Raw genomic sequence first — 20,971 nt, 5'->3', positions numbered from 1 at the left:
ATTAGTGCGACAGCCCCTTTTATTAATCTCTCTTTATTTGCCAGTAACATCTTTTTGGTGAATAAATCTTTTCTTCTTTTTTAAGTTTATCCATTACCTTTGATACTTCTTTTTTATCTATTCCTGTTCCTTCTGCAACTGCAGTAGCATTTAATGGTTTATCATTTTTAGTAAAGAAATCTAAAACTACATCATAATTTTCCATATTATACATCTCCTTTTCATATTTATATAACTTTAAGTTACTATTATTTTACATAATATTTACTATAAATTTCAACTATTAATTAAAAATATTTATTATATAATTTAAATTAATGATTTTACATAGAACTATAGCTAAATATAAGATAGTCATAATAATTAATATAGTTAAAATTTCATTATGTATTTTTTATTATATACAAAGATTTGCAAGATAAGTAATATTTATTAGCATCAATACTATTTGTATATTTATAACTATTTTTTTAATTCTGCTAGTATATCATTAAATGATTTTAACGAATTCATATCTGAAATTATAGTTTTATTTTCTATTGCTTTCTTTAAAATCATTGAAGCTTTAGTATCTCCCACAAGGATTGCTCCTATTATTTTATCATCTTTAAAGAATAGTCTTTTGTAGACTTTTCCATCCTTCTCATCCTCTACTATTGTTTTATCGAAACTTTCTTCTATATTCCCCACTGAAAATAGTGAAGTATTAAAAGCGTTCATCATTGTAACTGGTGTTAAGATAGAATAACTTGCTTCTTTACCTGCAATGTTATATCCTGCAACCTTTCCTTCTTCAGATGCTACATTCCAAAGTCCACCTATTTGCCCTGATAATTCTGCAACATCCCCTGCTGCATAAATATTTTCTACATTAGTTTGCATTTTATTATTAACTATGATTCCTCTAGCTACATTTACTTCTGTATTTTCTAAAATCTTCGTATTAGCTCTTATTCCAACAGAATAAACTATCATATCACACTTAATTCTAGTTCCATTATTTAAAATAATGCTCTCTGCTTTACCTTCTCCAATTATCTTTTCTACCTTGGAGTTTAAAAGAACTTTTATATTAAACTTTTCTATTAAATTCTGTAAGATTTCAGAAGCTCTCTTATCTAGTTGACGTGGCATTAATCTTTCTAAAGCTTCAACTACAATAACTTCTTTATCTTGTTGGCTAAAAGCCCATGCACCTTCTAATCCCTGAATTCCTCCGCCTATATTTAATATAATTTTTTTATCTATTACACTATCCTTAATAGCCTTTACATCTTCAAGTTCCCTTATTGTAAAAATATTTTCCTTGTTTATTCCATCTATTGGAGGCTTAAAATTACTAGCTCCTGTTACTATTAATAATTTATCATACCCAAAGCAAATGCCATCATTTAAATTAATTTTATTATTTATAGTGTCAATAGAAAGTACTTCTTTATTAAAATATAATTTCACATTATTTAAATCATACCATTCCTTTTTTTGAAGTAATATTTTCTCCTCCTCAAGATTATCAAAAAGACCTTTGGTCAATTTAATTCTATAGTAAGGATAATATTTTTCATTTTGAAATATGTGTATGTTTATTTCTTTATCAACTTCTCTAATTGATTTTACTGCACTTACAGCTGCAACTCCACCACCAATTATAACTACATTTTTGCTCAATTAATTCACCACCAATTATATTATTAAATAATTATTTTTAACTAAAATATAAACATTAATACAAAGTTTTCTTTTTAGCTTTTTAACTACGAATTTATTATAAAATTTTTGTTTTAACTTTTTAATTCTAGTCCTATTATAAATCTATATTAATAATATTGATGTGATTCAAGTCACAAATTGATAACTATTATCAATTTGTATTCTTAGTTAATTTAGTTTGATGATCATAAGAATTAAATATTATAATATAACAAAATAAGAGCCATCAATGGGACAGCTCTTATTTATATTATCATTTTATAAGCTCAAAAATGCTTCAAATCTTTCTCTTGTCTTTTCTTCTCCTATTATTTGCATAATAGTATATAGATCAGGAGTATTACTTCTATGAGATAATGCAGCTCTTACAGCTCCTGCTACATCTGAGATCATTCCTTTGTATCGATCTGGATTTGCTTTGTATTCTTTTCTGTTAGCACAGTATCCTAATTCTAATCCTATTTCTTTTAAATCTTCAAACCAAGCTTCTTGACTTCCTGCATTAAAGTTAAATTTATCTTTATAAACTTTTATTATTTCTTTTGCTGCATCTAAAGTTAAGTTCTTTGGAAGTTCAACATTTTCTGCAGTTTCTTTATTGAATAATTTGTCAAAGAAATAATCTACTTTTCCTCTTACTTCATCCCATTTAGCAAAGTCTTTTCTTGGCTTTGGACCTTCTTTATCTATATTGAAGATTTCCTTAGACATTTCTTCATTTGCAGTTACTAAATCATACATTTCTTTATCAAATTCTTTAGCCCAAGCTATATAATTATTGTAAACTGCATCAGCCTTCATCTTACAAATAACTTCTTTACTTACATCATTTAATTTAACTATATCAAATAATGCACCTGATTTACTCATCTTATCTAAAGCTATTTCAAATTCATGATAATCTACAGTAGAATTTTCAGCTCTCCAATCTTCAAAAGTTGAATTTATTATATTTAATAAATATTCAATAACTGATTGAACAGGATATCCAACTTCTTTATAATATGAAACTGCAGCTTCTGCATCTTTTCTCTTAGATAATTTTCTCTTAGAACCATTATCATTTTTCATTATTGTTGGAATATGAGCATAATTTGGTCTTTCTAAACCTAACACATCAAATAATTGTACATGTATTGGTAATGAAGATAACCATTCTTCTCCTCTTATAACATGGGTAGTTCTCATTAATGCATCATCTATAGCATGAGCAAAGTGATATGTTGGAAGTCCATCTCCCTTTATTATAACTATATCTTGATTATTTTCTGGGAAGCTTATATCACCCTTAATTAAGTCATGGAATTCTACTCTATTTTCTATATTTCCAGGTGACTTAAATCTAATTATATACGCATCTCCATTATTTATTTTTCTTATTGCTTCTTCTTCTGTTAGATTTCTATCCTTAGCATATTCTCCATAATACCCTGGAGTTATTTTAGCAGCTGTTTGTTTTTCTCTAAGCTCTGCTAATTCTTCTGGTGTATCAAAAGCTGGATAAGCTAATCCCTTTTTAATTAAATCCTTAGCAAAGGCTCTGTATATATCTGCTCTTTGACTTTGTCTATATGGACCATATTCTCCCTTAGAAGTATCATCTCCAGTCATTCCTTCGTTAAAATCCATACCAAAGTTATGCATAGTTTGAATAGTATCTTCTATAGCACCTGCAACTTCTCTTTTTTGGTCAGTATCTTCTATTCTTAAATAAAAAACTCCGCCTGTTTGGCTTGCTAATCTTTCATTTATTAATGCTGCAAAAACTCCTCCAATATGTTGAAATCCAGTTGGTGATGGTGCATATCTAGTTACAACTGCACCTTCTTTTAAATTTCTCTTTGGATATTTTGCAATATAATCTTCTGGTGTTTTATCAATATTAGGGAATATTAATTCTGATAACTTTTCAAAACTCATCTTTATCTATCCTTTCCTTTAGTTATAAAATTTTATAAAAATAAAAAGCCCTTCATCCTATAAATATTAGGACGAAAGACAAAATTCCGCGTTACCACCTAAATTGGTTAATAAAAATCAACCCACTCATTCTCTTTAAGGGGAGAACCCACAAACCTACTTGCAAAATTTTTAATATGCTGTTTCAGTTTATAGCTCTAGAGCTTCCTTCAATAGTATCAAATTTTAAGCTTCCACCACTACTTAAATCTCTGTAATATGACTATCTATCTACTTTTCTCTTTCATAGCTTATTATTATACTTTACCATAAACATTATAACTATACCTTTAACATTTGTAAATAATTTTATACCTTTTAGTTAGCTTCAATAGCCTTTTTAATCTAAATTACTTTTATAAATCATCTCTAATTCATCCTTCGGCATTAAAGCATGAACTAAATATCCCATTATTATTACTCCAGGTATATCAATTAAAAGCCTTGCTAATGTAAATTTATATCCTAGTGAAGAAATTTCAAACATTAAAGTAGATATTTTAGTTACACACCAAGCATTCATAAAAATTATTATATTGCTAAATCTAACTCCTTTTTTTAGAAGAACCTTTGTAAATGGAAAAGCTGCATACATAGGTCCTGCAGCTATTGATCCTATCAATATTGCAAGAGAAATTCCTTTTATACCTGAATCATCTCCCATGTACTTCATCATGGCTTCTCTTGGAATCCAAACATCTATAAGTCCAAGTATTATCATTATTGGAGGAACTACAGAAATCATTTGTTTAAAGCTAGAAAATGCAATATTAAATGATCGTAACCCTATATCATCATTAAATACAGTTATCATTATAGTTATTAACAATGCTGTAATAAAGAATATATACCTTTTTGCTAATTTCTTAATCATATAATTTTCACCACCAATCCAACAAAAAATGCTACTATAATAGAAAAAATAAAAGCTACTAAATTTCTATAAATAGCTGCTTTTTTTCCTATATATTTTACTTCAAGAGGTATAGTTACTATCCCTATTAAAGTAAGTGTTGAAATAAGTGCTGCAACTTGCGCTATTCCGGCTCCATTTTTAAGTAGCATATCTCCTGTAGAAAATGCTACAAATGTAGGCATCATAGCAATGCTTCCTAAAATTGCTGATAATAATACACCAAGTATATTGGAGTTGCTTCCTATTATCTTCGATATAATTTCAGGATTTAATATACTAAGGGTTAAACCAACAATTAATATTATTCCTAAAAATTGAGGTAATATATTTTCTATAGCTTTCACCCCAGTTAATAACGCTTTTTTAGTTTTTCTTCTATCCCTTTTATAAGATATTAAAAATAATAAAAAAGCTATTAGATAAAGAATTATACTACTCATGATACTCACTTCTAAAAATTATTCTTATCATTAATATATAATAAATAAATATCTATGTGATTAAGAAATTAGTATAGTTTTATAAACTTACTCATTCTCTAATTAGTTATATACAATTAATTAAACTATTAAAATGGAAATAATATAACTTTTTTTATATTATAATATTGTATTTGTCAATTAATAATTATATTATGGGTATAATTATTAATAAAGTGATTAAAAAATAAAATTGGAGACTTATAACTATGAAAAAATTTATATTAATTGTTCTTTTTGTATCTTTATCAGTACTTTCTGGTTTTTTAGTAAATAAGCTTTTAAATGGTAAGACTATTATTACAGACAAAAATAATATCAGTGATAATACTGATTCTAATAGCAATGACAACAATGATAATACTAGTAATAATAATGATATTTCTGAAAATAACAACAATAGCAGCAATCAAAATAATAATCAGACTAATAATAACCACTTAATATCAAATAAGGAAAAGGCCTCTAAGATTTTAGCTAATATGTCTTTAGATGAAAAGGTTGGCCAAATGTTTTTTGTTAGATGTAGAAAAAATACTGCACTTGAAGATTTACAATTATATAAAGTTGGTGGATTTATTTTATTTGATGATAATGTAAAAAATGAAACAAAAGATTCTTTATCTACTACATTAAAATCTTATCAAGATAATTCTAAAATAAAACTACTTATAGGTATTGATGAAGAAGGTGGAATTGTTAATAGATTAAGTCGATACACTACTTTTAGAGGTGTTCCTTTTTACTCTCCTCAAGATTTATATAATGAGGGAGGAAATCCTTTAATAATTAGCGATACAAAAGAAAAAGCTACACTTTTAAAAAGCTTAGGCATAAATGTTAACTTGGCTCCTGTTTGTGACGTATCTACTAATTCATATGATTATATTTATCCTAGAGCCTTTGGGAAAAATGCAATAGAAACATCTAAATATATAAAAACAGTTGTTACTACAATGAAAGAAAATAATATAGGTTCTACATTAAAGCATTTTCCTGGGTATGGTAATAACTTAGACACTCATACTGGTATATCTATTGATGAAAGGAGTTACGAAATCTTTAAAACTTCTGATTTTCTTCCATTTGAGGCAGGGATAAAAGCAGGTGCTGATAGCATACTTGTTTCTCATAATATAGTAAAATCTATGGATGAAAATCTACCAGCTTCACTTTCTTCTAATGTTCATAATATAATTAGGAATGAATTAAACTATGATAAAGTCATAATGACTGACGATTTGCAAATGGATGCTATTAAAGAGTATATCGGAGATTATAATTCTGCCGTATTAGCTATAAATGCTGGAAATGACTTATTAATAGCTTCTGATTTTGATGTTCAAATTCCAGTTGTACTACAAGCAATACAAAACGGAGAAATAAATGAAGAACGTATTAATGAATCCGTACTAAGAGTTCTTTTATGGAAAATTGATTTAGGACTACTTTAAAATAAATTGCGAAGCAATTTATATAGTTCACAGCGCACAATTCACAGTTCACAGTTTTGGGAATAAAATAAAAACAACTGTGCACTGTGCCTTGTGAATTGTGAACTGAAAAATGCTTCACATTTTATTACTATTTTTATCTAATTATTTTGTTATTAAAATAATTGTATTCGTACCAGTTTTTAGTAGTAACTTTTTTATTAAACCATCTAAAATAATACTGACTTTCTATTATGCCTTTTTCATATCCTTCTTTTACTGCATTTTGAGCATCTAAAGATAGTGTAGATAAATATCCATCATCTATTTCGTATTTTGTACTAATTGTTTCTAGATTTTGTTTAGCTATATAATTATCTATATTAAAATAATTTAAACCTACATATATAACTAACCCTGCAATTACTATTGGCTTGAATAAATATTTATTTTTCCATATAAATATAAGCAATGTAATTAAACAAATACATAAAAATACAGTAAATACTTGAACTAGAATTCTTAGTCTTGTATATCCAAATTCTTTTATATATAAATTCATTTTATATATAGCTGAAGCTCCCATATTTATAGTTAATACTGTTATTAAGCTATATAAAATATTTAAAATATTTTTACTTTTAATGCTATTAACTGCTGTCTTGAAATTCATTGCTGTTATTATTGATATATTTACTACCACTAAAGTTACTAATTGAAAGAATCCACTTCTTGCATAATGTGCAAAATCAAATCCAATTGGCAATTCTTTATTTAAATATAAATATGATACTTGTATCTTAGTAAAAGTTAAATATAAAGCTATTAGAGAAACCAATATTGTTATTATAGTTGTTGAATTAAATGATTTATTGATCTTTCCATTTCCAACCTTTTTTATTTTAGTTGAATTAAGAGTATAATATAATCCAAACACTAAAAACATAATTATTATTGCTATTAAAAATTTTAATATAAAATCATATATATTTTCGATATTCAGAAAATTCCATATATTTTTCAAATAATAATTAAAAACTTCATCAGCACCTGCAAGTAAAATTCCTGTAAATATAAGTAATGGTACTGATATTACTAAACCTATTATTATAGATTTCATATTTTTATTTTCTTTTACATCATTTTTCTTAGATACTTCTTTAACTACTAATGGAAGCTTACTTGTATTTTCTATTGATTGACCTATAATTATTTCTAAAAAAGCCGCTCCAAAATTTAGTAACTTAAAGGGGATATTATTATATGTTAATAATAAAAATCCAGAAAATAATGTTATGGGAATAATTAAGATATTCATGGCTCTAAATAATTCATTTGTAAAGATTCCATAACTGCATGATAGAATAACACTTATTACTAAAAAGAAATATCCCAATATACTATTAGTTTTTATATCTACCGAAAATATAAATATTACTATCATTAAAAGAGTTAATATTGGTACTGAAACTCCTAAATATCCAAAGATAAATCTTGAAAATAATATCCCAATTAATAAAGACAAGATAATAAGTATTATAGCCTTATTATTCTCCATTTTAGTCTTTTCAAAATCTATTAATTGGCTTTTTACTTTATACTTACTTTTCATATTTACAGACTCTCTTAAAGATACGATTGCTGGAGATTTATAACTCTCTATTTCGCATTGAGTTATTATATATCTAAATAATTCATTTTCAAATCTATTTAAATTATTTGCCCACATGCAATCTTCAAAAACTAAATTTTCATCAATTATTTTTATATCTAGATTGGTAGCATCCATAAAAATTAGACTGATATTATAATCTTCTATAGCTACTTTTTTATTATATTTAACACTAGGTAAATTTTCCGATTCAAAATTCTGTTGTTTCCATCTATTTATACATTCCTCTTCTGTTTCCTCATTTTTCATAGTTATTATTGGTAGACGATTTTTTGAACGTTTCAATAAAAGAAGTTTTTTATCTTTCATTAAAACTAAAGCAACTGCATTAATCATATATACCTCCATTAATAATTTATAATGTCAAAACACATTCATCAGTCATTTATAAATTCTAAAATATCCCCTGGTTGACAATTGAGTTCTCTACAAATAGCTTCTAAAGTAGAAAACCTAATTGCCTTCGCTTTGTTGTTTTTTAATATAGATAAATTGGCATTAGTTATTCCAACCTTTTCTGCTAGTTCATTTAATGAAATTTTTCGCTTTGCCATCATGACATCTAAATTTACGATTATTCCCATGCTTTTCTCCTTTGTCATACTGTTAAATCATTTTCTTCTTTAAAGGTAACTGCCTTATCAAAAACCTTTGATAATATAAAGATAAAGGCTGATGCAAATAAAAATATAAATACTTCCATATCAGTATGGATTCCCATATTATCAACATATATAAATTTAAATTCTTTAAAATTAGAATTTATAAATAAATTAATTAAATAACATAAAGCTATAATTAATGATGATATTGATATTTTCTTGAAAGCTATAGCATTTGATCTAACAAAAGGATCGCCTAATATTAATGTTTTTATTATACCTCTAAGCTGGAATACTATATAAAATAAACTGCTTATTCCCACAACTAGTAATAGTACAACTACCCCCTCATTCGTAATAAAATCTACTATATTTCTTTTATAAAATGTAGTATAAAATACTCCAATTGTAAGAATTACTCCAAATACAATGCTAATATTTAAAATTGCTGCCAGTATCTTAGATAAAAACTTTTCATCTTTTAAATTCATAATTTTTCTTTAGTAAGTGAATATATAAAATGTATTCCACCTACCAAAACTCACCTCTTTTCTTTCTATTTTATTAACCTCATACTGTTAAATCATTTTCTGACTTTATATCTATAGCTTCTTGTAAAAGTCTTTGAAGAACAGCAGAGAATACTGTAATTATCATTGAAGCAAATATAGGAACCATTCCAATTATTATAAGCCCTGGTGCATCATCTTTATCTGCTAAAAGATAAACAAATGGCATTATTGCTACATATAAGATACTTATTGTTACTGCGCAGTATTTTATATTGTTTAAAGCTTTTATGGAAATTAGTGAGAAAGCTTTGTTTTTATCAATATAAATTAAAAGTCTAAAAGCCATATATAATGCAATGTAAAATGGTATTGTTGATGCATATATACCTATTAAAATAGGATATAATATATATGAATAATTAGAATCTACTGGATTATTTCCTAACCAATACATCCCAAACATACCTAATGCGATAATAGGAATTCCAATAATAGTAATGGCTAATTTTAAAAATAGTGTTGTTCCTCTTTTCATAAAAACCTCCTCATTTTTTCTAAAAATCATATAATCCTTTGAAAGTATGAAATTGGTAATGCTACTTGTAATAATTAATATATATTTATTCCCATTATCGATAGTAATATATAATTACGTTTCTCTTTTGTAATTTTCATAGCTTTTACCTAACTTTCTGAATCTATTATAGATTACTACTTAATTAATTGTTTTTCAAGTCTTTTTTATTGAAAAACAATATATTTTTATTTGTTATTAATATAATTTTATTATTTATCACGAAACAAAAGTTGTTCCAACCCTAATGTTGAAACAACCCCATTAAAAGCATAAAATAAAAATTGTTAATTATTTTGCTTGCAAAATCCACACCTGTTATCTGTTCCCTCTTCCCTGTTACCTGCCTCTGTTCCCTTTGACCTCATTCTTGTTCCTTGTTATCTAAATAAAAAACTACACTGTACTTTGTGAATATACTGGAAAGTCTCTATCTTACTATCTTCTTCACTAAAGATCCTGTTCCTATTCCCATCATTAATACTCCGATTATCATTTCTATATTGCTAAGCATATATGATATTGGTGCTGGTTGAGCTTCATTCATTCCTACTGCTGCAAACATTCCAACACTTAAATTTAAACTTTCATTATAATCCTTTAAGAATTTTCTTATTATAAATCCATCATTTGTCCAGGTATATCTAATTATTTCTTCATCTACTTTAATTCCAAATAATAAATATAATATGGAGAAAATAAATATTGCAACTAAAGAAAAATATGCAGCATATAAAGGTCTTTCTCCATAACCACAAGTTATTAATCCTAAGAATGATGAAATTTTTGGTAAAGGTTTCAATACTTTCATTTGTGTCTTTCTGCATAAGAAATAATATTCTCCAAAATTATTATTTAAGTTATTATCTTTAAATTTATCTGCTATATTTTCATAAACTGTATATATTCCTTCATATTCTTCTCTGTTCTTTTTTCTTAACTTTATTTTATCTATAAAAGTTTTTTCATCTAATTTACTTTTATATTTATCTCGAAACTCCAAATCTTCTATATATGAACCAACTATCTTTACCCCTGATAAATTAGTATCTATTACTATTATCATTTTTAAATCACAATCAAAAATCATTCCATCGCTCATATCACTTAATTCAAAATTAGTATCTTTTAAATAACATTTCTTAAATATAATATGACTTAAATCGCAATTTAAAAACTTTACGTATATTTTACATTCATTAAATTCACAAGATAAATTATCTTCTTTATTGAGATTAGGAATTGTATCACTTTCCTGCTTAACAAAAATACACTCTTGAAATAATGCTCCTCCTCCAATAAATTCACAATTAGTAAACTTACAGCCAATAAATCTACACCCACTAAATTTTATGTTAGAAAACTTACAATTTATAAATTTAGTACAAATTATATCTATATTGCCTACTTCTTCAAAATCCTCTTCTTTTTTTGAATGTCCCCCGCCAAAAACTACATCATTAAACTCTCTATAACTATACTTTTCATTTGGAATGTAATCATTAGATAGCTTATTACTATCTTTTATTTCATTAAATAACTTTTCATTATTAATAACTCTCTTTTCTAATTGAATTTTAGCTACATATACTTCTTCTTTAAAATTTATATAAGCCATAATATAATTTCTCCTTTTAATAATCATATAATCTACTTATATTATTCCTATATAAAAATTAATTATCAGAATAAATGTTATATATTCCATGCACTTTTTAATAATATTATAGCCTCTTCCATATCACTATTATTTAAACTTGCGTACCCTAAGAAAATTGTTTTTGTATCAAATTTTATATCATCATATGAATTGGATAGTCCCAAAATCCTTATCCCTTTTTCTTCCGCATTTTTAATAAGCTCATTTTCTGACATTCCATTGTTAACCTTTAATAGCAAATGTAATCCTGAATTAGTTCCTATTATTTCGGTATTACTTAAATATTTTTTGATTAATGAAACTAAGAACTCTCTCTTTTTTTTATAAATATTCCTCATTTTATTTAAGTGTCTTTCAAAATACCCATCTTCTATAAATCTATATAATGCTTGTTGATCTAATCTAGAAACTGTACAAATTAGAAAACTAAAATTTTCTCTATATTCTTTTATTAATTCATCTGGCAACACCATATACGCTATTCTAATTGAAGGAGCAAAGGATTTCGAAAATGTTCCAATATATATAACTTTCCCTCTTGTATCTAAGCTTTGAAGGGCTGGTATTGGTTTTCCTTCAAATCTAAATTCACTATCATAATCATCTTCTATTATATATCGATTTACACTTTCTTCTGCCCAAGCTAGAAGTTGCATTCGTCTGCTTATTGGCATTATTTTACCTGTTGGAAACTGATGTGATGGCGTTATATGAACAATTTCAGCATTGCTTTTGTATAATTCATCAACATCAATTCCTTGATTATCCAACCTTATAGACTTAATTTCTGTTTTTCTAATTTTTAATATCTTCTTAATTTTATAGTATCCTGGTTCCTCCACTGCATAAATTTTTTCACTTCCCAAAATGCTTATTAAAATCTGTACTAAATATTCTGTTCCTGCTCCAATAACTATATTGTCTGCATTAGAATTTACTCCTCTTGAAAATCTTAAATACTCCGAAATAGTCTCTCGCAAATTTTTATCACCTTGTGAGTGACCTATTTGTAATAATTCTTTATTTTCTTCATTAATTAAATCTTTATTTATTTTTCTCCACGTTGAATAAGGAAAACTTTCAAGATCCACTCTACTTGAAAAAAACTCATACTTATATTTCTTTTTTACAGATTTTTTATTACTATTTGTAATGTTAGATATATTTATTTTTATTATCCCTTGCAGCTCTGAAACATAATAACCTTTTTTAGGAATAGATGTTATATATCCTTCAGTAATAAGCTGACCATAAGCTGCTTCAACAGTATTTTGACTAATATCAAGATACTTAGAAAGCTTTCTCTTAGAAGGTAACTTACTATTAGATTTTAAATTTCCATTTTGTATCTGAGATTTTATGAAATCATACAGTTGTATATATAGAGGAATTTCACTATTTTGTCTTAAGTTTATGCCAATAATATCCATAATAATTTCCTTTCATTTTACCTAGTTCATATTTAGGTAACAGGGCTCAGGGAACAAGTAGCACGTAATAATAAAATAAATATATAAATTGTTAATCATTATTTTTTAATTATCTTACCTCCAAAAATTTAATACTTATCCCCTGTTTCTTATTCCCTGATAGCTCTGCTACCCTATTTCTTATTAACCATAACCTTGATAATAATTTGCACTGTTAGCTGTAAGAAACTCTTTTCATAAAAAAATCCCTTAATGATTTTTCTCTATAATTTTTTCATTTTAAATTATTTTGCTCCGCAAAATAAAACTGACCTCATTAAATTGATGTAAACTGGTACTTATCAAACACTCAGTTTATGTATATAATAATATCAATGATATTATTAACAAGTCAAATAATAATAAGGAGTTTTAGATATGAATTTATTACATCCAATTTGGGCAGAAATTAATTTGAATAATTTAATATATAATATAGAGCAGATAAAGAAAAAATCTAATAATAGTAAAATAATTGGAGTTGTAAAAGCAAATGCTTATGGTCATGGAGCTGTTGAGGTATCTAAGATTTTACTTAACCATGGAATTGATAAACTTGCCGTTGCAAATATCGTAGAGGCAATTGAGCTTAGAGAAAGTGAAATTAAAGCTCCTATAATGTTACTTGGAATTAGTGAAGACTACGCAATAGATGCATTATTAGATTATGACGTAGAACCAACTATATCTAGTTATGAATTTGCTTTAAACCTTAATAATAAAGCAAAACTTTTAAACAAAATAGTTAAAATTCATATAGCTATAGACTCTGGAATGGGGCGAATAGGCTTTAGAAAAAATGATAATTCAATAGAAGAAATAGTAAAGATATCAAAATTAGATAACTTAGAAATAGAAAGCATTTTCTCTCATTTTTCCACTGCAGATTTTAAGGATAAGAGCTATTCTTTAAATCAACTTGAAATTTATAATTCATTTATGGATGTTCTTAGTGAAAAAGGAGTACCTGTTAATAATAAAAATTTATCTAATAGTGCTGCAATAATGGATTTACCTGATAGTCATTATGATTATGTAAGACCTGGCATAATTCAATATGGTTATTATCCATCAAATGAAGTTGATAAAGTTAACTTTAATATAAAACCTGTTCTAACATGGAAAACTAGGATTATTCACATTAAAGAAGTAGAAAAAGATGAATATATTGGATATGGTAAAGCCTTTAAAACAAAAAGAAAAACAATAGTTGCAACATTGCCAGTTGGTTATGCTGATGGGTATTCTAGAGGCCTTTCTAATAAAGGTAAAGTCATTATTAATGGACAATTTGCCCCAATTATAGGGAATGTTTGTATGGATCAGTTTATGATTGATATAACTGATATAAAAAATGTTTCTCTTGGCGATGAAGTAATTTTACTTGGTTCTGATGGTTCTATAAAATTTGATGCTGACGATATGGCTGAAATTTTAAATACAATAAGCTATGAAATTCTTTGCCTTATTGGAAGAAGAGCTCCTAGAATATATATAAAAGATTATAAGACACTTGGTATAAGATATCTTATGTAATTAAAGTATATTTTTTAATATATAAATTTTATCATGTTTGAATGTATAATTTAGGAGTTGTATTTCTACAGCTCCTTTAATTTTTAATATTATATTATATCATCTAAGTTATCTATCAAAGAATCTAATTTTACTAATAACTCCTTATCTAAATTGCCAGCTGACTTTAAAATATTATTTATATCTTCTTCAAAATTCTTTGGTATTTTAGTACATGTATTTTTAATTATATTTATTAGTCTTTTTTCTCCAGGATGAGGTATCTCATTAATAGCAAATATTATATCAAAATAGCTTGCCATAAAACCTGCTAGTCTATGATTAATACTATTTATATCACTTCTACTTATTGCTTTACTTATTTGATTATAGTAAGAAGAGATATTGTTTTTTAACAAAGGATAATTCTTTTCTATAATATTTTTCTTTAGTTTAACTGGGTACTTGCAGTTTGAAATTTGTTTTAACTTAGCAAATCTTCCTTCTCTATCAAAAATTATGTCTGAATTTTTTATATTATACCAAAAGCACGTACTGTATCCTACAGATGCATTATAGTTAACCAGTATATTATTTACTATATCTTCTATCCATGATATTCCAAAATAAGCTATATCTATTGGAATATTTTTATTTTTTAATATAAATTCATCACCTTGCCCCCAATAATCATTTCCTACTTCTTTATACTCTGCATACTTGCTGATTATTTTTTCTCTTAATTCTACTGAGATATCAGAATAAGTAAATATATCAATATCTATATCTGATAAAGAATCATTTCTTTTTGATGTAGAAGATCCTGCAAAACTTATAGCTGCAACCTCTTTCATATTTTTAAAATCTTTTATTAACTCTTCTAAAATTAATTTTAGTTCTTTATCCATTATCTCTCCCCCTTTTATTCTCTATTAAATTTTACTACGTATATATTTATAAATGAATTATAAATATATACAAAAAATAATCTATTTATATGTATTTTTTCAATAAAAGACTAGTATTGTATATAATTTAGAATTTTAATAAGAGCTGTTATTAAGCAGCTCTCATTAAATCTATATTAACTTTACTTTATATCCACTTAACCAATTATTCATTTGAATTAAATATGCTATCATTTGTGGTCCTGTCATTAATTGACCAAACCAAGGTGTCTTATATGCTGTACCTTTTGTATTTACAATTTCTCTTACCTTATCTTTATCTATTATTTCTAAAATAGGTGAAGATTTGTCATCTAATATTCTTGTCATTATACTACAAACCATATCAGTATATATAGGATTATGAGTCTTTGGATATGGGCTCTTTTTTCTATATATTATTGAATCAGGTAGTATTCCTTCTAATGACTTTCTTAATAATCCTTTTTCTCTGCCATCTAATAGCTTTATATTGGATGGTATATTAAATGCATACTCTACTATTCTATAATCCGCAAAAGGGACTCTAACCTCTAAACTATTTGCCATACTCATTCTATCTTTTCTGTTTAATAAATTAACCATAAACCATCTTAAATTTAAGTAAAATAGTTCCCTCATCCTATGCTCCAATTTACTTTCTCCTGTCAAATGTGGAACTTCTTTTAAAGTATCACTATAAGCTGCTTGAGCAACTTCTTCTATTTTTAAGTTTTTTAAACTTGGATTTAATATTGCTTTTCTTTCACTTATAAATCTAGACCATGGAAAAGTGTTGGCATTTATCATTTCTTCATTTGTGAACCATGGATATCCTCCAAACAATTCATCAGCACATTCTCCAGATAATGCTATTACAAAATCCTTTTTTACTTCTTTACAAAATAAATATAAAGATGAATCTACATCAGCCATACCAGGTAAATCTCTCCCTATCATAGCATCTTCTAAAGAAGTAACTAAATCTTTATGATTTAATACAACCGTTCTGTGATTGCTTCCTATATATTTTGACATAAATTCGGCAAAGTGTTGATCAGAGGTTGGCTGAAATAATGATGATTCAAAATACTTTTCATTATCCTCATAATCTATTGAGTAAGTTGTTAATATTTTATTTTTTTTCTTATATTCCTGAGCTGCGACTGCTGATATGGCTGAAGAATCTAATCCTCCTGATAAAAATGTACAAAGTGGTACATCCCCTACCAATTGTCTATCAATGGCATCAATTAATAATTCCCTTACATGTTCAACAGCTTCTTCTTTTGTTTCTTTAAAGGTCTCTGCTTTAAGTTCCCAGTACATATCTTTTTTTATAACATCTTCCTTAACTATTATATATTGAGCTGGCTTTACTTCCTCTATTCCTTTATATACTGTTGTTCCTGGTATAACTGCAGGTCCCAAAGCAAATAATTCTGTTAAGCCATCTTTATCTACTACTGGTTCAACATATGGATGCTTAAATAATGCTTTTATTTCTGATCCAAAAATAAATGTTTCATTTTTGATAGTATAAAATAATGGCTTAACCCCCATCACATCTCTTGCAAGTAGAACACGTTTTTCATTTTCATCATAAATTGCAAAAGCAAAGATGCCATTTAACCTTTTAAGACAATCTACTCCCCATTTAATATAAGATACAAGTAGTACTTCTGTATCTGAATATGCTTCGAAAGTACATCCTTCCTTTATCAGTTCTTTTCTTAAATCTTCTGTATTATATAATTCTCCATTATATATAATCACATATTCTTTTCCATTTATAACCTTTTTCATAGGTTGTTTTCCACCTTCTGGATCAACTACAATAAGTCTTCTATGTCCAAACATTACATTATTTGATATATAAGTGCCCTCGGCATTTGGCCCTCTATTAATTAGTGTATCTGTCATAGCTTTTAAGGTTGAAATATTATTCTTAATGTTCTCCTTAAAATTTACAAATCCTGTTATTCCACACATAATCATCCTTCTTTCTATATTTCTCTATTATATATAGTTATATGATTATGTTTTGACAATAGTTCGTTAAAAATACGGGAGAGAAATTAAAAAGTGAAAGAGTGCAAAGTGGAAAAGTTGTTGAAATAATCTAGTGAACTAGATTATAGAAAAAAGCTTCTTAGGATAAAATCCTAAGAAGCTTTTTATTATCAATAATTCAGCAAATCTGAATTATTTCCTTAACTCTTTAACTTTTAACTTTTAGCTATTTCCTAGTATGAATTTTTCTATTACCTTAGCAACTCCATCATTTTCATTTGTATCTGTAATGTAATCTGCTATTTCTTTTATTTCATCAAAGGCATTTCCCATTGCAACTCCAAGTCCTGCATATTCAATCATATGAATATCATTTCCTGCATCACCTAATGTTATTATTTCTTCTCTTTTAATTCCTAAATGATTTGCTAATAATTCTACTCCTACACCTTTATTTGCCTCTTTATTTAAGAACTCTAGAAAATACGGTGTACTTCTTACTACTGTATATTTCTCATATACTTCTTTAGGTAACTTTTCAATAGCTGGACCTAAAATCTCTGCTTCATCTATCATCATTATTTTTATCATAACTTCATCATCAGCTATAGAATCTATATTCATTTCATGAATGTCTATATTATTAATTTGAGCTTCAACTTCTGTGTACTTGCTATTTTTAGGAGTTATTAAGCCCTTTTTCTCCCAAAAAGCATGAATATTAACACCTAATTCATCACTTAACTTTTTTAAATAATGTAAATCAGAACCTTTTAGTGCCACTTTAGTTATTGCTTCTTTGCTCTTTGTTTTTTGAACTAATGCACCATTGTAACTAAGTACATAATCATGTTCTGTAAGCATATCCAATTCTTCCAAATATCTCAAAACACCTTCAATTGGTCTTCCAGTTGCTAATACTACCGTAACATCCTTTTCTCTTGCTTCTTGAATAGCCTTCTTAGTTCTATCTGATATACTTTTATCTTCTCTAAGTAAAGTACCATCCATGTCCATTGCTACTAATTTATACATCCTTAGTCCTCCGTTTATAATTGTAGTTATTTTGATTATAACATAACTACAATTATAAATGAATTTTTATATTAAGATTAAAAACACTATAAAATTTAACTTAATTTATCAAATTCCATGTAAGCTTTTAAAATTGATTTAAAGCCATCTCTTTTTAATACTTCAAACACTACACCGATTACTTCATAGCTTGATGTAATTAAAGAATCTTTTCTTATATTTAACAAATATTTTTCAACATCCTTAATTATTATTTTTAAATCGGACTCATTTACCATTGCTCCACTATCTCTTGCTGCATTCTCTATACTTATTTTCACTTTTTTAATATTAAAGTCCTCAAGCCTTCCATTCTTTTTAATTATTTTCATAAAATTCTACCTCCCATAATAAGTATTTTTAAGATTATTAAAATTAAGCTAAAGTGTTGTTGCAACTTCTTTATTATTAATATTTATATTATTAAACCTCACTACAAAATCCTCGAAATCTTTTGAGTTCAACGGCTTACTTATATAAAATCCTTGTATTTTATCACAATTTATATCCTTAAGTAAATCCATTTGACTTTTTATTTCTACCCCCTCACATACTACATCTAAATCTAAAGTATGTGATAACTTTATTAATGTCTCTATAATTGCTAATGTTTTTTTATCAGTTTCAACACTAATTAATAAACTTCTATCTATTTTTATTGTATCCAAAGGTAGCATCTTTATATAATTAAAAGATGAATAACCCACGCCAAAATCATCTAAGGATATTTTAAAACCTAATTTTCTTAAATTATTTAGTACATCAATAACAAATTCCGTATTATCTATTATTTCATCTTCCGTTATTTCTAACTTTATAGATTTAGGAGTAATATTAAATTGATTTAATATTTGAAGAGTTTTTTCTATGAAATCTTCTTGTTTTAATGCTAAAAGAGATACATTTACTGATATCTTAAAGTCTTTTTCTCCTAAAGCTATCATTTTTTCACAGTATTTACAAGCTTCCTTCAATACAAATTCATCTATTCTTATTATTTCTCCATTTTTTTTGGCTAATGGTATAAACTTTATAGGTGAAATTATTTCATTACTCATTATCCACCTAATAAGGGCTTCTGCACCTACAACTTTTTCTTGCTTAACTTTATATATAGGTTGATAATATACTTCAAATTCATTGTTATCTAAAGCCGTTATTAATTTATTTTCTAATTCTATCTCTTCAACCATATCCTTAGAAAATATTTTAGCTATGTTTCCACCATACTGCTTTCCCTTATACATAGATATATCTGCATATTTTAATAAAGTAAATACATCTTTTGAATGCTTAGGATATTGACTTATTCCTATACTTGCTTTTAAATTAAAGCTATATCTATTAATTTGAATTTTTTTATTTAATAAATTCAATATTTTATCAGCAAGCTTTCTAATTGACTCTGAGTCTGAATTTCCCTTTTCTACTATAATAAATTCATCTCCCCCCAATCTACCAACAGTTATATTGTTTGAGGATAATTGAGTCAATCTATCTGATACTATTCTTAAAACTTCATCTCCTGTATTATGACCTACTGTATCATTAATATTCTTAAAGTTATCTAAATCTATAAAATATATGCTAAATTCTTTACTTAAATTTGTTAACTCCATTAAATACTCTAATAAGTTATTTCTATTTAATAAGTTTGTTAAAATATCATAATTAGTTAGATACGTCATATTTTTTTCATATTTCTTTATTTCAGTAATATTATTTATTATTATAGAAAAATACCCATCACTAAGTGAGTATACAGATACTAATCCCCATTTATCATCTATTATGTTTATTTCTCGTGCAATACATTCCGATTTTGATTTTTTAATTCTTTTAAATATTTGTATTATCTCTTCTTCATCTCTATATAAATTCATATATAAGTTAGAAAATCTATTGTTAATAATTTCTTTTCTAGATAATCCCAATAGCTCCATTCCTGCAAGATTTACATCCGTAATTTCACCATCTATATATTCTCCCTTATCATTTACTATAGCTTTCAAAGAGAAAAATGCATTAGACATTGCATTTAATATATTAGAATAATTTTTTTCTTCTTCTTTTAAATTATTAATTGTATTTATAAGTTTTTTCTTAGTTACATTAGCTTCATTACTAAGAGCATTCACTTTATCATAAATGCAATTTATTTCATCGTCTTCAAGGTTTATAATATTTTCTTCTTCAAGTAAACTTGATTCGTTTATATTTTGCTTAATTACTGTTAATCTTTTTATTACATTTTTATTGATGAATATATATGTGCTTATATTTAAAATAACCATTAAAAATATTATAAAAAAGGATATTAGCCTGTAATCTATAATAAAGACTACAGAAGCACTTTTTAATTTGTAAATTATATTTAAAAATATTGCAATTATAATAATAGATATAGATAATGTGGAATAGAATAAAAATGTAGCTAATTTCTTTGAAAGCTTCAAA

18 protein-coding genes and 1 other annotated feature are annotated in these 20,971 nt (G+C 26.1%); of the genes, 2 read left to right on the top strand and 16 right to left on the bottom strand.

What is annotated here, in order from left to right:
- Positions 1–22: 22 nt before the first annotated feature.
- From AAT22_RS07055 to AAT22_RS07035, 5 genes are all read right to left on the bottom strand, one after another.
- A complete protein-coding gene (locus AAT22_RS07055; protein WP_047000698.1) occupies positions 23–205 on the bottom strand; it encodes a MarR family transcriptional regulator in 183 nt (60 codons plus the stop codon).
- Between the two features lie 257 nt (positions 206–462).
- A complete protein-coding gene (locus tag AAT22_RS07050; protein WP_047000697.1) occupies positions 463–1,668 on the bottom strand; it encodes an FAD-dependent oxidoreductase in 1,206 nt (401 codons plus the stop codon).
- A gap of 300 nt (positions 1,669–1,968) precedes the next feature.
- On the bottom strand, positions 1,969–3,630 hold the full coding sequence (gltX, locus tag AAT22_RS07045; protein WP_047000696.1) for a glutamate--tRNA ligase: 1,662 nt from the start codon (positions 3,628–3,630) through the stop codon (positions 1,969–1,971).
- Positions 3,631–3,694: 64 nt separating this feature from the next.
- Positions 3,695–3,926, bottom strand: a binding site (T-box leader).
- Between the two features lie 83 nt (positions 3,927–4,009).
- Entirely contained in the window at positions 4,010–4,543 is a 534-nt protein-coding gene (locus AAT22_RS07040) for a permease (RefSeq protein ID WP_016206034.1), read from the bottom strand.
- Positions 4,540–5,025 carry a hypothetical protein gene (locus AAT22_RS07035; RefSeq protein WP_016206035.1) on the bottom strand — a complete coding sequence of 162 codons (486 nt, stop codon included), beginning with the start codon at positions 5,023–5,025 and terminating at the stop codon, positions 4,540–4,542. The genes AAT22_RS07040 and AAT22_RS07035 overlap by 4 nt, the downstream gene beginning before the upstream one ends.
- 248 nt (positions 5,026–5,273) lie before the next feature.
- On the opposite strand from AAT22_RS07035, the gene AAT22_RS07030 reads away from it, so the two are divergent.
- Complete coding sequence (locus AAT22_RS07030) at positions 5,274–6,518, top strand: glycoside hydrolase family 3 N-terminal domain-containing protein (RefSeq protein ID WP_047000695.1); 1,245 nt, start codon at positions 5,274–5,276, stop codon at positions 6,516–6,518.
- A gap of 136 nt (positions 6,519–6,654) precedes the next feature.
- Here the strand turns inward: AAT22_RS07030 and AAT22_RS07025 are convergent, their stop codons facing one another.
- The 6 genes from AAT22_RS07025 to AAT22_RS07000 form a co-directional block, all read right to left on the bottom strand.
- The gene (locus AAT22_RS07025) at positions 6,655–8,505 is read right to left on the bottom strand and encodes a DUF4173 domain-containing protein (RefSeq protein WP_052953923.1); all 1,851 of its coding nucleotides are present in this window, start codon (positions 8,503–8,505) and stop codon (positions 6,655–6,657) included.
- Between the two features lie 41 nt (positions 8,506–8,546).
- Positions 8,547–8,753, bottom strand: coding sequence for a helix-turn-helix transcriptional regulator (locus tag AAT22_RS07020; RefSeq protein ID WP_016206038.1), 207 nt, complete (start codon positions 8,751–8,753; stop codon positions 8,547–8,549).
- A gap of 14 nt (positions 8,754–8,767) precedes the next feature.
- Positions 8,768–9,262, bottom strand: coding sequence for a DUF2975 domain-containing protein (locus AAT22_RS07015; RefSeq protein ID WP_016206039.1), 495 nt, complete (start codon positions 9,260–9,262; stop codon positions 8,768–8,770).
- 79 nt (positions 9,263–9,341) lie between these two features.
- Entirely contained in the window at positions 9,342–9,818 is a 477-nt protein-coding gene (locus AAT22_RS07010) for a DUF2975 domain-containing protein (RefSeq protein WP_016206042.1), read from the bottom strand.
- A 469-nt stretch (positions 9,819–10,287) separates the two neighbouring features.
- Positions 10,288–11,475 (bottom strand): pentapeptide repeat-containing protein, encoded by a 1,188-nt coding sequence (locus AAT22_RS07005; RefSeq protein ID WP_047000694.1) that lies wholly within the window; start codon positions 11,473–11,475, stop codon positions 10,288–10,290.
- A 77-nt stretch (positions 11,476–11,552) separates the two neighbouring features.
- A complete protein-coding gene (locus AAT22_RS07000; protein WP_047000693.1) occupies positions 11,553–12,947 on the bottom strand; it encodes a PLP-dependent aminotransferase family protein in 1,395 nt (464 codons plus the stop codon).
- Between the two features lie 417 nt (positions 12,948–13,364).
- Here AAT22_RS07000 and alr point away from each other — a divergent pair, with 417 nt between their 5' ends.
- Positions 13,365–14,522, top strand: a complete 1,158-nt coding sequence (alr, locus tag AAT22_RS06995; RefSeq protein ID WP_047000692.1) for an alanine racemase — start codon at positions 13,365–13,367, stop codon at positions 14,520–14,522.
- Between the two features lie 89 nt (positions 14,523–14,611).
- On the opposite strand, the gene AAT22_RS06990 is transcribed toward alr, so the two are convergent.
- The 5 genes from AAT22_RS06990 to AAT22_RS18550 form a co-directional block, all read right to left on the bottom strand.
- Positions 14,612–15,409: a DUF4037 domain-containing protein gene (locus AAT22_RS06990; RefSeq protein WP_047000691.1), complete on the bottom strand. Its 798-nt coding sequence runs from the start codon at positions 15,407–15,409 to the stop codon at positions 14,612–14,614.
- Between the two features lie 171 nt (positions 15,410–15,580).
- Positions 15,581–17,419 (bottom strand): asparagine synthase (glutamine-hydrolyzing), encoded by a 1,839-nt coding sequence (gene asnB, locus AAT22_RS06985; protein ID WP_047000690.1) that lies wholly within the window; start codon positions 17,417–17,419, stop codon positions 15,581–15,583.
- A 243-nt stretch (positions 17,420–17,662) separates the two neighbouring features.
- Positions 17,663–18,475, bottom strand: a complete 813-nt coding sequence (gene yidA / locus AAT22_RS06980) for a sugar-phosphatase (protein ID WP_016206051.1) — start codon at positions 18,473–18,475, stop codon at positions 17,663–17,665.
- Positions 18,476–18,570: 95 nt separating this feature from the next.
- Positions 18,571–18,846, bottom strand: coding sequence for an ATP cone domain-containing protein (locus AAT22_RS06975; protein ID WP_016206052.1), 276 nt, complete (start codon positions 18,844–18,846; stop codon positions 18,571–18,573).
- Between the two features lie 48 nt (positions 18,847–18,894).
- On the bottom strand, positions 18,895–20,970 hold the full coding sequence (locus AAT22_RS18550) for an EAL domain-containing protein (protein ID WP_172655009.1): 2,076 nt from the start codon (positions 20,968–20,970) through the stop codon (positions 18,895–18,897).
- Position 20,971: the final 1 nt, after the last annotated feature.

Source organism: Clostridium sp. C8 (assembly GCF_001010885.1).
In the GTDB taxonomy this organism is placed as follows: domain Bacteria; phylum Bacillota; class Clostridia; order Clostridiales; family Clostridiaceae; genus Clostridium; species Clostridium sartagoforme.
Note: the sequence above shows the minus strand (reverse complement) of the source record. Positions and strands in the feature narration are given on the sequence as shown.

Excerpts from the sequence above, each read along its gene's own strand:
- AAT22_RS07055 (WP_047000698.1), bottom strand. The coding sequence starts at position 205 with ATGGAAAATTATGATGTAGTTTTAGATTTCTTTACTAAAAATGATAAA.
- gltX (WP_047000696.1), bottom strand. The coding sequence starts at position 3,630 with ATGAGTTTTGAAAAGTTATCAGAATTAATATTCCCTAATATTGATAAA.
- AAT22_RS07040 (WP_016206034.1), bottom strand. The coding sequence starts at position 4,543 with ATGATTAAGAAATTAGCAAAAAGGTATATATTCTTTATTACAGCATTG.
- AAT22_RS07035 (WP_016206035.1), bottom strand. The coding sequence starts at position 5,025 with ATGAGTAGTATAATTCTTTATCTAATAGCTTTTTTATTATTTTTAATA.
- AAT22_RS07030 (WP_047000695.1), top strand. The coding sequence starts at position 5,274 with ATGAAAAAATTTATATTAATTGTTCTTTTTGTATCTTTATCAGTACTT.
- AAT22_RS07025 (WP_052953923.1), bottom strand. The coding sequence starts at position 8,505 with ATGATTAATGCAGTTGCTTTAGTTTTAATGAAAGATAAAAAACTTCTT.
- AAT22_RS07020 (WP_016206038.1), bottom strand. The coding sequence starts at position 8,753 with ATGGGAATAATCGTAAATTTAGATGTCATGATGGCAAAGCGAAAAATT.
- AAT22_RS07015 (WP_016206039.1), bottom strand. The coding sequence starts at position 9,262 with ATGAATTTAAAAGATGAAAAGTTTTTATCTAAGATACTGGCAGCAATT.
- AAT22_RS07010 (WP_016206042.1), bottom strand. The coding sequence starts at position 9,818 with ATGAAAAGAGGAACAACACTATTTTTAAAATTAGCCATTACTATTATT.
- AAT22_RS07005 (WP_047000694.1), bottom strand. The coding sequence starts at position 11,475 with ATGGCTTATATAAATTTTAAAGAAGAAGTATATGTAGCTAAAATTCAA.
- AAT22_RS07000 (WP_047000693.1), bottom strand. The coding sequence starts at position 12,947 with ATGGATATTATTGGCATAAACTTAAGACAAAATAGTGAAATTCCTCTA.
- alr (WP_047000692.1), top strand. The coding sequence starts at position 13,365 with ATGAATTTATTACATCCAATTTGGGCAGAAATTAATTTGAATAATTTA.
- AAT22_RS06990 (WP_047000691.1), bottom strand. The coding sequence starts at position 15,409 with ATGGATAAAGAACTAAAATTAATTTTAGAAGAGTTAATAAAAGATTTT.
- asnB (WP_047000690.1), bottom strand. The coding sequence starts at position 17,419 with ATGTGTGGAATAACAGGATTTGTAAATTTTAAGGAGAACATTAAGAAT.
- yidA (WP_016206051.1), bottom strand. The coding sequence starts at position 18,475 with ATGTATAAATTAGTAGCAATGGACATGGATGGTACTTTACTTAGAGAA.
- AAT22_RS06975 (WP_016206052.1), bottom strand. The coding sequence starts at position 18,846 with ATGAAAATAATTAAAAAGAATGGAAGGCTTGAGGACTTTAATATTAAA.